The organism is Phaeodactylibacter luteus, assembly GCF_007993045.1.
Lineage (GTDB): Bacteria > Bacteroidota > Bacteroidia > Chitinophagales > Saprospiraceae > Phaeodactylibacter > Phaeodactylibacter luteus.
In genome coordinates this window covers 194,079-208,383 of record NZ_VOOR01000003.1, presented here as the reverse complement: position 1 = coordinate 208,383, position 14,305 = coordinate 194,079, and the positions used below count along the sequence as shown (strand labels likewise).

Below are 14,305 nucleotides of genomic sequence, written 5' to 3'. Positions count from 1 at the left end.
TTATGCAAAAACATGTTCATACGCGCCAGGTTGTAGGTCGTATGGTTGATCTCCTGCCCGAAGAACCCCTCTTCGATGATGTGATTGTCGAAGTGCTTTTTGGCTTGCAGGAGCAAAGAGCCGGAGCCTACCGCAGGGTCATATATTTTGTTGACCTTTTCCTGTTTGTGCATCGCCAGCTGTGCGATGAGCTTGGAGACATGCTGAGGCGTGAAAAACTCGCCACCGGATTTCCCGGCATTAGCCGCGTAGTTGGAGATCAGAAACTCGTAGGCATCTCCAAAAAGGTCAATCTCGTTGTCCTCAAAATTTCCAAACTTCAACCCTGCTACACCTTTAAGGACAGCAGCCAGTCGGCTGTTTTTGTTTTCCACCGTATTGCCCAGGCGGCTGCTCGTCGTATCAAAATCGGCAAACAGCCCTTTGATATCCTGTTCGGATGGATACCCGCTAGCCGAGCTTTCGATGGCTGAAAAAATGGCTTTTAGGTCCGTATTGAGGTCAGGATTGGTATTCGCGTTTTTGGCCACATTCACAAAGAGCTGGCTGGGATAGATGAAATACCCTTTGGTCTTAATGGCATCCTCCTTGATTTCCGGCGTGATGACACTATCGGGTAATTCCGGATAGTTCACACTATCATCACCTCCTTCGATATAGCTGGTAAAGTTTTCGCTGATAAAGCGGTAGAAGAGCGTGCCCAGTACAAACTGCTTGAAATCCCAACCATCTACAGAGCCCCGCACCTCGTTAGCGATCTTCCAGATTTGGTTTTGTAGTTCTTGTCTTTGATTTATGCTTGTCATGATGTGTTTTGTGGCTCTGAATTTTTCCGAAAAACGCCTGCTTTTTCCTGCTATTGCTAAAGGAGGGTTAGACTTTTTGGAAAATGGCGTTTAAGCACTGTTATTCGCTTGTGCTCCTTCCGCCCTAAATATCTATAATTCCGGAGAGACTTTAGAGGGGACGCTGACTAAAATGTCGCAGTCGTTTATGCTTTTGGGCTTTATGGAGAAGTACGCCCGGAAAACTTCCCGGGAGCGAGCGATTACCGTAATCCGGTTGTAGCCACGGCCATGAAAAACCTCAACTATGTCAATCGCTTCAATTTTGGTATCTTCAATGCACAGAAGCAGTTGGAAAAGAACGGGAACCCTAGGGCTGAATTTGACCTCAACTTGCAGACCAAGTTCAGGGTAACGATTAGAATAAACCGGAAATGGCATGCATAAAATCGTATTCTTCAACAACAAAGGCGGAGTAGGCAAGACCTCAATGGTCTACAATTTGTCTTACATGTTTTCAGAACTGGGCTACCGTGTACTGGCAGTCGACCTTGATCCTCAAAGCAACCTTAGCGCTTTGTTTTTGGACGATGAGCGGCTATACCAAACCTTTGATGCGGATGAAAAGCTGACGGTTCTGGATGCGATTACCCCCATCTCAGAAGGCGAAGGGTTTGGCGGGGTGCACATAGAATCTGTAAATGAAGACATAGGATTGCTTATCGGGAGTTTGTCGCTTTCACTATTTGAAGACAAGTTTAGTGATGCCTGGCTGAAATGCCTCGATGGTGATATTTACAGTTTCAAGGTAATGAGTGCCTTTAAAACCGCGATTGAAGCAGCTGCAAAAATGCATAAAGCAGATGTGGTATTGATTGACGTAGGGCCGAACCTGGGCGCCATCAACCGTACTGCAATTCTAAGTACGGATACCGTCATTATACCGGTAGCTTCTGATATATTTTCCCTTCAGGGGATCAAGAATCTTGGCAACACTCTGCAGAGCTGGAAGCAAGGATGGGAAAAACGCATGAGCAGCTATCCGGAGCAGCGTGACGATTCCAGTGTGCCAAAGGGTACGGTTGAGCCCGGTGGTTATGTAGTGATGCAGTACACCGCTAAAGAACGCCGGCCAGTGAAAGCCTACCTGAGGTTTGCCGACCGTATTCCAGGCGTTTACGCCGAATATATGTTGAGGTCAACCGGTCAAAACATATCTGTTTTAGAAGATACTAACTGTCTGGGGCTGCTCAAGCATTACCACAGCCTTGCTCCCATGTCGATGGAGGCTAATAAGCCAGTGTTTCTATTAAAGCCCTCGGACGGAGCGATAGGGGCTCATGTGCAGGCGGTACGTAAAGCCTACACTGATTTTGAAGCCCTTACAGAGCGCATTGCACGTAAGTGTGCCCTTGGACAACAAGTTCATAGTGTGTAAAAGGCTCTACGCTAAATCGTGTGGGCAAAGCAAAAAGCGGTTCAATTTGGCGGATGAAAAATAGGGAACTATTCGCGATGGCCTTGGGTATCGGGCAAGTTTTGGGGCCTATTATTGGTTTGTCTTGGGGGAATGTAGGGCTATTTTCAATATTTTGACTGATGCCGTCCTTACAGGACTGATGCCAGCTTATGGCCTTTCAACAATCTGACGATTGTCGGAAAAAATTATCGTCCCTCTGGGACTGGGCGCAGACCAAATTGTCGTTTTTTGGGGCTTGCCCCCTGATGCCGTCCTTACAGGACTGATGCCAGCTTATGGCCTTTCAACAATCTGACGATTGTCGGAGAGGATTATCGTCCCTCTGGGACTGGGCGCAGGCTAAATTGTCGTTTTTTAGGGCTGCCTCCTCCGCAAGGGGCCTGCCCCTGCCGCAAGGAGGGCCCCAACTGGCAGGTGCCGCTATGCTGCGGGGCTCGCTGTCCGCTCGGCCCCTCGCCCTACAGGCGTCGGGTCTGGCCTTCGGCCACCCCTGCGCAGCGCTAGGCCGGTATCATCAAGTCTGTAAAGCTTAAAATCCTGTGGCATTTTGATTTTGCCCGTGGTGAGCGGCCCCGGCAGGCTATCCCGCAGTAGAGCGTGACAAGCTTCTCGTCCTGTCGTGGTTAGTGACCCCGCCAGGACTCGAACCTGGATCTAGAGTTTAGGAAACTCCTATTCTATCCCTTGAACTACGGGGTCATGTGTGCCGGTGTAGGCACCGGCTGCGGAAAGCGGAGCAAATATAAGGGCTTTTGTGGATAAAAACCTGCATAAGCCCAGGAGATTCACCTATCTTGAAAGCAAAAATGGACATCGAATCTTTTCGCGCCTATTGCCTGGAGAAGCCCGGTGTGACAGAAGACCTGCCTTTTGGGCCAGACACCCTTGTGTTTAAAGTCATGGGCAAAATGTTCGCCCTCACCGGATTAGATGAGGCCGAGTTTAGGGCCAACCTGAAATGCGACCCCGATAGGGCAGTGGAGCTCAGGGAGCAATACCCTCAAATCCGGCCGGGCTGGCATATGAACAAAAAACATTGGAATACCGTCGTTTTTGAGGATGGGCTGCCCGAGCGCCTGCTGCGGGAGCTGATCGATCATTCCTATGAGCTGGTGGCCAGCAAACTGCCCAAGAAAGTGCAGGCAGAATTGGGGCGCCCGCTTCCCTAGTGCACCGGGCCGTAACTTATTGACCATTAAAACCCACGGCCTCAGAGCAGGCTTAAGCATGGGCATACTGGCCAATCATTCGGAGTCTAGCCGCACTGGGGCGATGCCAAACCGGGAGGCAACCAACTCCAGTCATGGCTGTTTTAACCTATCATGAAAGAAGTCGATTTTTTGATCATTGGGCAAGGCATTGCAGGCACCCTCCTCGCTTGGTTTCTGGAGAAGGAGGGCAAGGCCGTAGCGGTAGCGGATGCATTCAGCCCTCATGCGGCCTCACAAGTGGCCGCAGGCATTATCAACCCCATCACCGGGCGCAGGTATGTGAAATCTTGGCGGGTAGACGAGCTGATCCCCTCTGCTGTTCAGGCTTACGCCGAGCTGTCCGAGGTTTTTGGGAAGCCTTTTTTTCACGAGTTGCCCATCATCCGCACTTTGTTCAACCGGGGGGAGGAGAACGATTGGCTGTCCCGCACCGGCGACCCCGCCTATGCGCCTTATATGAAAGAGCAAGCGAGGCTAGGGGAGTATGCACTGCACACCGTGCTGGCCTACAGCTACGGGGAGGTGTTGAAAGGCGGGCAGGCCGACTTGCCCGGGCTGACGGGCGCCTACCGTGAAAAGCTCAGGGCGGAAGGCCGGCTGATTGAGGGCGATGTGCGCTATGACGCCTTGGAGGTGGGCACAGCAGGGGTGGCGTACGAAGGCTGGCGTGCCGGGCAAGTGGTATTTGCGGAGGGGCACCGGGGCGCGAGCAACCCTTTCTTCAATTACCTGCCCTACGGCGGGGCGAAAGGGGAGGTGCTCATCGTGCGCATACCGGGCGTTCAGTTCTCTAAAATCCTGAAGCACCGCGTATTCATTGTGCCCTTGCCCGTGCCTGAAACCTATTGGGTGGGGGCAACTTACGGTTGGAAGTTTGAAGATGAAAAGCCAACGGCATCGGGCGGGGCTTTCCTACGGCAGCGGTTAGAGGAGGTGCTCAGCCATCCCTTTGAGGTGCTTTCGCACAAAGCCGCGGTGCGGCCTACGGTCAAGGACCGCCGGCCTTTCCTTGGGCGGCACCCGGAAATCTCCCGCTTTGCGCTCTTCAACGGGCTGGGCACCAAGGGGGCTTCCCTTGGCCCGTTCTGGGCGCACCACCTGGCGCAGCACTTGTGCTACGGTGCCCCGCTAGACCCCGAGGTGGACATCAGCAGGTTTGGCTAAGCGCTTATTTAGATTGGGTTTGTGAGGAAAACCAGGGGGCTGTGCCAGCCTCCCGGCAGGCTCCTGTGGATGCCATTGCCCTGGCTTGCGGGCTTTCGCGGTGGCATCGGCCTAGCGATGCGAAGGGGTGTGCCAGCCCGGTAGGGCCGAGCGGGCAGCGAGCCCCGGAGCGTAGCGGCACCTGCCCTTAGGCAGGGGCAGGCCCCACAAAGAAGCAATCAGGTGGGCGCGTGGGCGTTTTGCCATGCCCAATTTGAGCTTGGTGGGTAGAAGGTTTATCAAGCCTGAAATCAGCTTGGCGAGCCTTGCTTGTCCAGGGCTTTGAGCCCTTCTATGGTGGCTGCGATGGTGCCAAGCGGTAGGGCGAACAAAAAACCAAGGCCCGTGAAGAGCAAGAGCAGGAAGGCGGTGCCATTGCCAAGGCAGAGCCCCCGGTTGGATTTGGCGAAGGTTACGCTCCCTTTGACGTCAAAGTAGCGCTCCATGGTGAAATCAAGGTTGCCGAAGCCCGCGTAGTAGGCTTGCACCATGAAAATGAGGAGGGTAATGGCTGGGCTGAGGAAAGGCAGGAGGAGCCCAAGCAGGAGGAGCAGGGCCGTATAGCCCAGCTCGCGCAGGAGGTTGCGCAAAGCCAGGGCAAGCCCCCTTGCTAAGTCGCTGAGCGCTTTGCGGATGGAAAAGGCAGCGCTTTGGGGCTGCCCCCCGCGGAGGATCTTTTCCACTTTTTCAGATAGCAGGCTCATGACAGGGGAGGTGATGGCCATGACGAGGTGTTTGAAGGCCAGCAGGCCCAGAATGATGACCATTGCGCCGCCAAACACTTGGATGATGCGCTCAATAGCCCCTTTGCCCCACTCAAACGGGTACAGCGCCATTGCCCACCCGCTGATGTCATCGCTGATGGCCCATGCGCCAGAGAGGATGGCCGAGCCCAGCAGCAGGCTGATGAGCCCGGGCACCAGCACATACCCCCAGAGCCCGTGCCGGCTTACCATGCGGGCGGCTTTGGCGTAGGCTGTAAAACCGAGTAGAAACCCCTGAATCATAACCAGTAATTGAATAGGTTGGTAAAAACAGGGCCAATAAAACAGATTTCCGGCAAGGGCGTGCATTTTATCTACCACCTTGCGGTGCCGTGCGGCCAGCGGAGGGGTCAGCCCACCGTAAATTCTTTCAGGAACTTGCGCACATCTTCCACCGAAAGCAGATTGAAGCGGGCAACAGACTTGTCGAGCCCCACTTTGACGGTGTTGGCATCTTCTGGCAGCGCTTTGAAGGTATCCTCATCGGTGTGGTCATCGCCTATGGCCATGATGAAATCCCAAGGCTGCTCCCCAAGCCAGTTGAGGGTAGCTTTGCCTTTATTGACCCCCGCATTTTTGATCTCCACCACTTTATTGCCCTCCAGCACCTGCAGGTCATCGTTGGCGGTCAGGTAGAGGAGGACATCCCTGAACTCACGGACCCGCTTTTCGCCCAGCTCGGGGTCGATCTGCCGGTAGTGCCAGGCGATGGAAAAATCTTTTTCTTCTATGAAAGACCCGGGGGTGCGCTCCACCATATTTTCCAGTACCTGCCGGATTTTGGGCTTCCAGGATACAGACAAGCCCGGGTTGCTTTTCCAGGTTCCATCCCGTTTCATCCATACCCCATGTTCGGCTGCCATATCGAGCCCCAGCCCGCCGAGCCAAGATTCCAGGGTGTTGCGGTCGCGCCCGCTGTTGACGATCAGTTTGGTCCCCTCGTGGCCCGACAGCAGTTTGAGGAGCCCCATGACCTCCTCGTCCGGCACTACCGCTTGTGGGTCTTTGTGGAAGGGCATGAGCGTCCCGTCGTAGTCCAGGATGACCAGCCGGTGGCTGGCTGCCCGGTACTTTCCGACCAGGTCTTTGCGAATGCTATTGTTCATACGTTTGGCGATTTTTGCGCGCTGGGATTCCATCAGTTTTTTCTGCTCCTTGATGAAGTTGGCTGCCCAGTTTTTGACATCGTATTTCCTAAGTTTTTCCTGCATGCTCTCCAAGCGGGCGCGCTGCTCCTCGGGCGGCATATTCAAGGCTTGTATGAGGGCGTCGGTGATGTCCTGCCGGTCTTGGGGATTGACAGAGATGGCCTCTGTCAGCTCGTTGGAGGCCCCGGCCATTTCACTGAGGATGATGACGCCCTGCTTGCTGTCCTCTTTGCTGGCGATGAACTCCTTGGCCACCAGGTTCATCCCATCCCGCAAGGGGGTGATGAGGGCAATGTGAGCTGCCTTGTAGAGGGTGGTGAGGTCGCCAAAATTTAGGCTCCGGTAGAAATATTGCACTGGTGCCCAGTCGAAGCCGCTGAACTCCCCGTTGATGCGGCCAACAAGGTTGTCGATTTTATGCTTGAGCGCTTTGTACTGCGGCACATTGGCGCGGGAGGGCACTACGATCATGACGAGGGATACCTTGCCATGGTATTCGGGGTGGCCCTGAAGGAAGCTGGCAAAGGCCCGGAGCCGCTGCGGGATGCCCTTGGAATAGTCGAGGCGGTCTATGGAGATGATCAGCTTCTGCTGTTGCGAAAGGGCGACTATTTTCTGGGAAGCCTCGCTGAGCTGTTTTTCGCCTTCGGGGTGGGCATATTTCTCATAGTCAATGCCCATTGGGAAGACGTCTACATTGACCAGGCGGTTGCCTACGGTGAGCATCCCAAAGTGGTGCTCGAAGCCACAGATCCGGTATACTGCGCTCAGGAAGTGCCGCATGTAGCCAAAGGTGTGGAAGCCGATTTGGTCCGCTCCCAAAACCCCTTCCAGCAGTTGCCGGCGCCAAGGCAGCACCCGGAACACTTCATAGGAGGGGAATGGGATGTGCAGGAAAAAACCGATGGAGACCTCAGGGAAAGCTTCGCGTATCATAGCCGGCAGCAGCATCAGCTGGTAATCGTGTACCCACACCATATCGCCCTCTTGTATGAGCGGTATGACGGCTTCTGCAAACTTCCGGTTCACGGCCTGATAAGCTTCCCAATTGTCGTCGTTGTAAGAGGTGTATTGTGTGAAATAGTGGAAATGAGGCCAGATGGTCTTATTGGAGAACCCCTCATAGTACAGCGCTATGTCTTGCTGAGAAAGGAATACCGGGTAAAGCCCATCTTTTTTCAGGTCTTCCTGTACCGTAGCCCTTTCCCATTCATCATTGATCTCCTGCCCTGGCCAGCCGATCCATATTTTTTCAAAGCTTTCGTCAAGGGAGTTCAGCCCGGTAGCCAAGCCGCCGGCACTTGGGTGATAGATGAGGTCCCCGGCTTCTTTCTTGATGGTGACGGGGAGCCGGTTGGAAATGATGACGAGTCTGGACATAGCAGGGTTTTGTGACTGGCGGAAGCGCTCCGCTTGGCTATAGTTAATGAAAATTGGAGGAAAAACCAAAGGCTTCATGTGTTTTTTACACTAAGTGTGCCCTCAGCTGCCTAAATAGAAAAGCCTGGCGGGGGATATGTTCGCGCGGCGGTGCACAAACCTGATTGCCGAGAGGGGGCCTGCCCCTGCTGCAAGGGTGGGGGCAGCGGGCAGGTGCCGCTATGCTGCGGGGCTCGCTGTCCGCTCGGCCCCTCGCCCTACAGGCGTCGGGTCTGGCCTTCGGCCACCCCTGCGCAGCGCTAGGCCGGTATCATCAAGGTATCGGGCAAGTTTTGGGGCCTATTATTGGTTTGTCTTGGGGGGATGTAGGGCTATTTTCAATATTTTGACTGATGCCGTCCTTACAGGACTGATGCCAGCTTATGGCCTTTCAACAATCTGACGATTGTCGGAAAGGATTATGGTCCCTCTGGGACTGGGCACAGGCCAAATTGTCAGTCCTTACAGGACTGATGCCAGCTTATGGCCTTTCAACAATCTGACGATTGTCGGAGAGGGTTATCGTCCCTCTGGGACTGGGCACAGGCCAAATTGTCGTCCTTACAGGACTGATGCCAGCTTATGGCCTTTCAACAATCTGACGATTGTCGGAGAGGGTTATCGTCCCTCTGGGACTGGGCACAGGCCAAATTGTCGTTCCTTACAGGACTAATGCCAGCTTATGGCCTTTCAACAATCTGACGATTGTCGGAGAGGGTTATCGTCCCTCTGGGACTGGTGCAGGCCAAATTGCCGTTCCTTACAGGACTGATGCCATCTTATTGCCTTTCAACAATCTGACGATTGTTGGAGAGGATTATCGTCCCTCTGGGACTGGCGCAGGCCAAATTATCGTTTTTGGGGCTTGCCCTGATGCCGTCCTTACAGGACTGATGTCAGCTTATGGCCTTTCAACAATCTGACGATTGTCGGAGAGGGTTATCGTCCCTCTGGGACTGGTGCAGGCCAAATTGCCGTTCCTTACAGGACTGATGCCAGCTTATGGCCTTTCAACAATCTGACGATTGTCGGAAAGGATTATGGTCCCTCTGAGACTGGGCGCAGGCCCAATTGCCGTCCTTACAGGACTGATGCCATCTTATTGCCTTTCAACAATCTGACGATTGTCGGAAAGGATTATGGTCCCTCTGGGACTGGTGCAGGCCAAATTGTCGTTCCTTACAGGACTGATGCCAGCTTATGGCCTTTCAACAATCTGACGATTGTTGGAGAGGATTATCGTCCCTCTGGGACTGGGCACAGGCCAAATTGTCGTTCCTTACAGGACTGATGCCAGCTTATGGCCTTTCAACAATCTGACGATTGTCGGAGAGGGTTATCGTCCCTCTGGGACTGGCGCAGGCCAAATTATCGTTCCTTACAGGACTGATGCCAGCTTATGGCCTTTCAACAATCTGACGATTGTTGGAGAGGATTATCGTCCCTCTGGGACTGGGCGCAGGCCAAATTGTCGTTCCTTACAGGACTGATGCCAGCTTATGGCCTTTCAACAATCTGACGATTGTTGGAAAGGATTATGGTCCCTCTGGGACTGGGCGCAGGCCAAATTGCCGTCCTTACAGGACTAATGCCAGCTTATGGCCTTTCAACAATCTGACGATTGTCGGAGAGGATTATCGTCCCTCTGGGACTGGGCACAGGCCTGCCAAGCTAGCGCTTGCCAGTTAGGCAGGGGCGTTTTATATTCAAGAATGGGACAAAGGGGCCCATTCTTGAATCCGATAGCCTAGCTACGTGACCGAAAAACAACGAAGAGCAGGCCAAAATTTGGCAAGAGCAGCCCGAAGTGTAAAATCCGAACAGCTCTCAAACCCCTCCGCAGCGCTAGGCCGCTGCCATCTTGGAGCAAAGGCCCCGGCTGCGCGGGTGCCGTGGCAGGGGTTAGAGCGATGCCATGGATTGTTTTTTGTTTGTATTTGGCGTTTTTTAATGTTATTTTGATTGTACTCTGGGTTTTATTCGGTATTTTGTTTTGTATTTAATGAGGTTAGCCATGAGAAAACCAGTACATCCCAACGTTGAATTTAATGTGCAGACCCTGCTCATTTACGCTGTGCTATTGGCCATTGCCGCCATTTGTGCTCAGCAGCTGCCAGAGATCAAAACGTTCTTCGAGCATTATGGCGCTACCATGAAAGCAGGCTTCCCGACGGGAAGCTAAACGCCTCGCCCAAGATGCCCCAAAGGGGCAATAGCATTGAGGCCGGCGCTGAGCAAGGCCGTTTCAGGCCTCGAGCAGTATGCTGTAGAGCTCCTGCAGGCTTTCTACCTCATACGCCACGGGCAGTCCACGCTGTACGGCAGTTTTTATGGCCGTCGCCTCTTCGTTTTTCCCTTTCAGCCAAGCACACGGCATGCCCAGGTTTTGGGCAAACTGCAAATCTGAGAGGGAGTCGCCCACCATCAGGGAGCGGCCAAAGTCGATATCAGGGAACGCGGCTTTGGCTTTCAGCCCCATCTCAGGGCTAGGCTTACGGCAGTTCCCCGGCTGGGTTTTCAAGTCGGTACAGCTGTAAATGCCGTCTACCTTCCCGCCCATGCCCGCCAAGCCTTGCAGCATAAAATCATGTACATCGTCGAGCTGTTGCTGAGACATCCGCCCCTTGCCGACGCCCTGTTGGTTGGTGACGATGAGCAGCCGCTGGAAAAGGTGGCCTAATTTTACAATGGCTTCGGGGTTACCGGGCATCCATTTAAAAGAAGCAGGATCAGCAACATAGGCGTCAGGGAGCCTTTGGTTGACCACGCCGTCCCGGTCTAGGAAAAGGGCAGAATATTTCTTTCTCATTGGCTTAGTTTTTCCAAAGGTACGACATCATCGGATGAGCCTTTGCCGCCCGGCAAAGTAAGAGCGAAAAAGTGTCCCGCTGTCTAGTGGGACAGACCGATTACTAAAGGCCTAACACGCTCTAAACAAATACTGCCCTTTCCTTTTTTAGTAAAGCAGGACAACCTGATTTCAGCAGGCTTGCTGCCTCGGGCTGGTATAGCGAGGAAGATGAGCGGTTTTCAACCACGCCATTTTGCCTTGCAACAGCCCCCTGCGCATCAAGTTTGGCAAGCATAAAAAACAAAACAATGAAAAACGTGATCATAAGCGGCGCTGCAGGAGGTTTGGGCCTGAGCGTGACCGAAGCATTCCTTGAGAACGGCTATGCCGTGCATGCCCTGACAGAGCCGGGGAAGTCAGAGCAGGTAGCGCGCTTGCAACAGCTGGAGGAAAAAGGCCATTTGGCGTACAGCCCGCTCAATGTGATGGATGAACAGGAGGTAGCCCGTTTTTTTGAGGAGCGCAGCACAAGTTGGGATGCAGCGGTTTTCCTGGTTGGCGGCTTTGCTATGGGCACTTTGGCAGAAACCGATGAGGAGGCATTGGACAAGATGCTGTCCCTGAATTTTAAATCAGCCTACCACTGCAGCCGGCACGCCCTGCCCAAAATGGCGCCCGGGGGGCGCATCCTGCTGATAGGCGCCCGCCCCGCCCTACAGCCTGAGGCGGGGAAATCGCTCGTGGCCTACAGCTTGTCCAAGGGCATGGTCCTTCACCTGGCGGAGCTGATCAACGCAGAAGCGGGCGATAGGAATGTTCAAGCGGTGACGGTGCTGCCCAGTGTTATTGATACCCCAGCCAACCGGGAAAATATGCCGGATGCCAATTTTGAAGATTGGGTGAAGCCAGAGGAGATCGCGCAGGCCATGGTATACGCTTGTTCGGCGGCAGGGCGCAAACAGCGCAGCCCGCAGTTCAAAATGTACGGTGGGGCTTAGCAGCCGAGGCATAAGCCAAAATGCCGCAGCCGTTCAAGCTTTCCGGGCTCTAGGCTGGCATTGGCCTAGCGCTGCGAAGGGGGGGACGCCCGCTAGGGCCGAGCGGACAGCGAGCCCCGCAGCATAGCGGCACCTGCCCGTGGGCAGGGGCAGGCCCATCACGCGAAGCAAGCTGGGCAGGCCCTATCCTTACCGAGGGGGCAAGCCCAAACAACGACAATCTGCTTTGTGCCGGTTCAGCCGAACAGCTCTTTTTCAACCAGCTCGCAGATGATGTGGCCCAGCAGCATATGGCATTCCTGTATGCGGGGCGTATCCGAGCTCGGCACATTGAGCAATACGTCTGAATGGGCTTTCAGCTGCCCCCCTTCCTCGCCGGTCATGCCGATCACCATCATCTTGGCCTCCCGGGCAGCAACAGCTGCCCGGATGATGTTGGGCGAATTCCCGGAGGTGGACATAGCGAACAAGATATCGCCTTCCCGGCCGGCAGCCTCCACCATACGGGAATAAATGTGCTCATACCCATAATCATTGCCTACAGCTGTGACAAAAGAGGTGTTGACGTGCAGGGCTTCTGCATAGAGTGGGGGGCGGTCGAAGTAGAACCTGCCAGAGAATTCCGCTGCAAGGTGCTGCGCATCCGCAGCGCTGCCGCCATTGCCGCAAAAAAGGACTTTGCCTTTGTTCTGGAAAACAGCAGCGCACTGCACGGCGGCCTGAGCGGTCTTTTCCAGCAAATGCGGAGCAGATAACAGCCGGGTTTTGGCCTGCAGGCTATCCCTGATCGCTTCTTGGATACGGTCCATCATGAGTTGGGGGTTTTTAGCCGTTGGTACATTTCCCTGATTTTACTGGCCATGTGGCTCCAATCGAACCGGGCTTTGCCTGTGCGCACAGCTTTTGTCATATCCGCTTCCCGCCCATGTGCATAAAAATCGCTAATAGCGTTGCCGATGGCCTGCGGCGTTATCGGCACTACGTAACCTTCTTCGCCATGGCGCACAATCTCGGGCAGCCCGCCTACATCCGTGACCACCATGGGCTTCTCGAAGTGGAAAGCCAGCTGGGATATCCCGCTCTGCGTCGCTGTTTTGTAGGGCTGCACGACCAGGTCAGCTGCCGCAAAATAGAGCCCGACCTCCTCCTTTGGGATATAGCTGCTGCGGAAGATCACCGCCTCCGCTATGCCCAGGTCTTCCACCATCTGCCGATAGGGCGCCTCCGGGCCATAAAACTCGCCGGCTACGATCAGTTGGAGCCTAAGCGAGCGCACCTGTGGCAGGGCCATGGCCTGCAAGAGCAGGTCGAGCCCCTTGTATTCTCTTATAAAGCCAAAGAACAGCAGGTAGCGCTGCCCTTCCGGCAGCCCGAGCTGTTGCAGAGCCGCTTTGCGGCTGCTGATGGGGCCATAATTGTCATAGATCGGGTGAGGGGTATAGGCGACCGGCTGCAGGCTGGTGAATTTCCGGATGTCTTCTTCCACTGATTTTGACATCACGATGAAGCCATCACAGCCGCCAAGATAGTAGCGGGTAAGGGCTTTGTCGCCCGGGCGCTGCTCGTGGGGGGTTACATTGTCTGTTATGCCGATGGATATGGCCGGCGTACGTTTTTTGGCCGTACGGAGGATGGTGCCGAGCGCGGGCCCCATAAAAGGGAGCCAAAACCGGGAAATGATCAGGTCGGGCTGTAGTTGTGCGAGCTGCCTGCCAACTTTCAGCCAGTTCAGAGGGTTTATGGAGTTGATCACAGGGCGGATGTCCAGCTCGTTGGGCGCAGGGTCTGTTGTGTATTGGGTTTTCCCAGGGAAAAGCAATTTGGGGTACTGCAGGCTAAAAGACAAGATGACAACTTCGCTGCCCTGCTGCTGCAGCTCCTGTGCCAGCCGTTCTGTTGAGGAGGCGATCCCCCCGCGTAACGGGTGAGCCGGCGATAAGATGATGACTCGCTGCACGCTTTTTGCTGCAATACTCGGTAATTTTTCCCGGATTTCCGCTCCAAAATGGCATTACCATCAAAAACCACTTTATGATTTGGAAGCAAGCATTTACCCTTGAAGCGCTCGGTCAGGTCAGCCAGCATACGCTGGTCAGCCACCTGGGCATCACTTTTACGGCTTATGGCGACGACTACCTGGAGGCAACTATGCCGGTTGACGAGCGCACTTTCCAGCCTGCCCGCCTGCTGCATGGCGGCGCCTCAGTAGCCCTGGCAGAGACCCTGGGCAGCGTGGCCTCACAGTTGTGCCTGGAGGATATGCAAACCCACATGGCCGTCGGGGTGGAAATCAACGCCAACCACCTGAAATCTGCTACCGGCGGCCTGGTGACGGGCCGGGCCATGCCTTTGCGGATCGGCCGGAGCCTCCACGTTTGGCAAATCGATATCCGGGATGAGGCCGGCAGCTTGATATGTGTCAGCCGATTAACAATTGCAGTGGTCAAACGGAGAAGATAGCTGGGATTCCGCTCAAAGCGGATATCTTTGAAGGCAACAAGCGCTT

Annotated in this window: 13 protein-coding genes, 1 tRNA gene and 1 pseudogene; 7 read left to right on the top strand and 8 right to left on the bottom strand. The window is 54.5% G+C overall.

Translation table 11 applies throughout. The features are described from left to right. On the bottom strand, positions 1–806 hold an 806-nt coding region (locus FRY97_RS02570; protein WP_147165854.1), incomplete at its 3' end, for a type I restriction-modification system subunit M. Between the two features lie 207 nt (positions 807–1,013). On the opposite strand from FRY97_RS02570, the pseudogene FRY97_RS02565 reads away from it, so the two are divergent. Beyond that, positions 1,014–1,232: pseudogene (locus FRY97_RS02565) on the top strand (ATP-binding protein); the annotation flags it as partial. Beyond that, complete coding sequence (locus tag FRY97_RS02560; RefSeq protein ID WP_147165853.1) at positions 1,225–2,223, top strand: ParA family protein; 999 nt, start codon at positions 1,225–1,227, stop codon at positions 2,221–2,223. The pseudogene FRY97_RS02565 and the gene FRY97_RS02560, both read left to right, overlap by 8 nt. 669 nt (positions 2,224–2,892) lie before the next feature. Here the strand turns inward: FRY97_RS02560 and FRY97_RS02555 are convergent. Continuing rightward, a tRNA-Arg gene (locus FRY97_RS02555) sits at positions 2,893–2,964 on the bottom strand. 107 nt (positions 2,965–3,071) lie between these two features. Between FRY97_RS02555 and FRY97_RS02550 the strand changes: the two genes are divergently transcribed. Then, a complete protein-coding gene (locus FRY97_RS02550; RefSeq protein WP_147165852.1) occupies positions 3,072–3,434 on the top strand; it encodes an MmcQ/YjbR family DNA-binding protein in 363 nt (120 codons plus the stop codon). Between the two features lie 153 nt (positions 3,435–3,587). Then, positions 3,588–4,640, top strand: a complete 1,053-nt coding sequence (locus tag FRY97_RS02545) for an NAD(P)/FAD-dependent oxidoreductase (protein ID WP_147165851.1) — start codon at positions 3,588–3,590, stop codon at positions 4,638–4,640. A gap of 290 nt (positions 4,641–4,930) precedes the next feature. On the opposite strand, the gene FRY97_RS02540 is transcribed toward FRY97_RS02545, so the two are convergent. Beyond that, positions 4,931–5,686: an EI24 domain-containing protein gene (locus FRY97_RS02540; protein ID WP_170254467.1), complete on the bottom strand. Its 756-nt coding sequence runs from the start codon at positions 5,684–5,686 to the stop codon at positions 4,931–4,933. Between the two features lie 107 nt (positions 5,687–5,793). Next, positions 5,794–7,971, bottom strand: a complete 2,178-nt coding sequence (locus FRY97_RS02535; RefSeq protein ID WP_147165849.1) for a bifunctional alpha,alpha-trehalose-phosphate synthase (UDP-forming)/trehalose-phosphatase — start codon at positions 7,969–7,971, stop codon at positions 5,794–5,796. Between the two features lie 2,053 nt (positions 7,972–10,024). On the opposite strand from FRY97_RS02535, the gene FRY97_RS22270 reads away from it, so the two are divergent. Next, positions 10,025–10,192 carry a hypothetical protein gene (locus FRY97_RS22270; protein WP_170254466.1) on the top strand — a complete coding sequence of 56 codons (168 nt, stop codon included), beginning with the start codon at positions 10,025–10,027 and terminating at the stop codon, positions 10,190–10,192. Positions 10,193–10,255: 63 nt separating this feature from the next. Here the strand turns inward: FRY97_RS22270 and FRY97_RS02525 are convergent, their stop codons facing one another. Next, positions 10,256–10,819, bottom strand: coding sequence for a D-glycero-alpha-D-manno-heptose-1,7-bisphosphate 7-phosphatase (locus FRY97_RS02525; RefSeq protein ID WP_147165847.1), 564 nt, complete (start codon positions 10,817–10,819; stop codon positions 10,256–10,258). 121 nt (positions 10,820–10,940) lie between these two features. Beyond that, a complete protein-coding gene (locus tag FRY97_RS02520) occupies positions 10,941–11,126 on the bottom strand; it encodes a hypothetical protein (protein WP_147165846.1) in 186 nt (61 codons plus the stop codon). On the opposite strand from FRY97_RS02520, the gene FRY97_RS02515 reads away from it, so the two are divergent. After that, the gene (locus FRY97_RS02515; RefSeq protein WP_147165845.1) at positions 11,110–11,799 is read left to right on the top strand and encodes an SDR family NAD(P)-dependent oxidoreductase; all 690 of its coding nucleotides are present in this window, start codon (positions 11,110–11,112) and stop codon (positions 11,797–11,799) included. The genes FRY97_RS02520 and FRY97_RS02515 overlap by 17 nt on opposite strands. Before the next feature lie 236 nt (positions 11,800–12,035). Here FRY97_RS02515 and FRY97_RS02510 read toward each other — a convergent pair whose 3' ends face one another. Then, positions 12,036–12,611: a D-sedoheptulose-7-phosphate isomerase gene (locus FRY97_RS02510; RefSeq protein WP_246141520.1), complete on the bottom strand. Its 576-nt coding sequence runs from the start codon at positions 12,609–12,611 to the stop codon at positions 12,036–12,038. After that, a complete protein-coding gene (locus FRY97_RS02505; RefSeq protein ID WP_211356791.1) occupies positions 12,608–13,756 on the bottom strand; it encodes a glycosyltransferase in 1,149 nt (382 codons plus the stop codon). Before FRY97_RS02505 ends, FRY97_RS02510 begins: the two co-directional genes overlap by 4 nt. Positions 13,757–13,830: 74 nt before the next feature. On the opposite strand from FRY97_RS02505, the gene FRY97_RS02500 reads away from it, so the two are divergent. Next, on the top strand, positions 13,831–14,259 hold the full coding sequence (locus tag FRY97_RS02500; RefSeq protein WP_147165843.1) for a hotdog fold thioesterase: 429 nt from the start codon (positions 13,831–13,833) through the stop codon (positions 14,257–14,259). The last annotated feature ends 46 nt before the right edge of the window (positions 14,260–14,305 follow it).